The following is a 244-nucleotide window of genomic DNA, read 5'->3' on the forward strand; positions in this document are numbered from 1 at the left end:
TGCCCGAAACCGAGATGGACATCTTCGGTACCGTAGACTGGGCGGTTATTGCGCAAATGCCTTTTGTGCCCGATACTTCTTTTGAACAGATTGAAGAGCAAGCGCGACAGTCTCTTGTTGAAAATCTACGCGCCGTCGCAGATGCCATAGAAGCAAGGCGATATTCCCGGCAAGGATCGCCAGATTCAGCAGGGTGATCAAAGCAAGCACAACCATCGGAAATTCCTCATGATACGAAACAGCC

Annotated in this window: 1 protein-coding gene; it reads right to left on the reverse strand. The window is 50.4% G+C overall.

The genetic code is table 11. From position 1 onward, the window contains the following. Positions 1-45 precede the first annotated feature (45 nt). Positions 46-244, reverse strand: a 199-nt coding sequence (locus A3728_RS23320) for a hypothetical protein (protein WP_236630591.1), incomplete at its 5' end; no start/stop codon positions are given.

Origin of the sequence: Sulfitobacter sp. HI0040 (assembly GCF_001634885.1) — a bacterium.
In the GTDB taxonomy this organism is placed as follows: Bacteria; Pseudomonadota; Alphaproteobacteria; order Rhodobacterales; family Rhodobacteraceae; genus Sulfitobacter.